Origin of the sequence: Streptomyces sp. RPT161, from assembly GCF_027533845.1 — a bacterium.
Lineage (GTDB): Bacteria > Actinomycetota > Actinomycetes > Streptomycetales > Streptomycetaceae > Streptantibioticus_A > Streptantibioticus_A silvisoli_A.
In genome coordinates this window covers 1-603 of sequence record NZ_JAPZVN010000101.1, presented here as the reverse complement: position 1 = coordinate 603, position 603 = coordinate 1, and the positions used below count along the sequence as shown (strand labels likewise).

At 68.3% G+C, this 603-nt stretch carries 1 protein-coding gene; it reads right to left on the bottom strand.

Annotated elements, in window-relative coordinates; genetic code table 11:
• Nucleotides 1-603: acyltransferase domain-containing protein (locus tag O5O46_RS35085; RefSeq protein WP_269859739.1), on the bottom strand; the 603-nt coding region annotated here is incomplete at both ends.

Here is a 603-nt window from a genome sequence, read left to right as displayed (position 1 = left end):
CCAGCGAAGTCCTCCCGCGCTTCCGTGGAGATCTCCGGCCAGTAGCGCTGACGCTGGAAGGCATAGGTCGGCAGGCCCACCCGACGCGCGCCGGTACGGGCGAAGAACGCCTCCCAGTCCACGGTCACACCACGCACATGCGCCCGAGCGACCGCGGCCGTCAGCGTCTCCGCCTCAGCACGCCCACCACGCAGCACCGGAACGAACGCCGCGCCGTCCGACGTCACGCACTCCTGCGCCATCGCCGACAACACACCATCGGGGCCGAGTTCGACGTAGGTGGTGACGTTCTGGTCTTCCAGGGCGCGTATGCCGTCGAGGAAGCGGACGGCCTCGCGGACGTGCCGGACCCAGAAATCGGGGGTGCCGATCTCCTCCGTCGTCACCAGAGAACCGGTGAGGTTGGAGACGATCGGAATGCGGGGAGCCTCATACGTCAGCCCCGCAGCCACCTCGCGGAAGGCGTCCAGCATCCCGTCCATGTGCGACGAGTGGAACGCGTGGCTGACGGTCAGGCGCTTGGTCTTACGGCCCTGCGCCTCGAAGCCAGCCGCGATCTCCAGGGCCGCAGCCTCGTCACCGGCGATGACGATCGATGTCGGT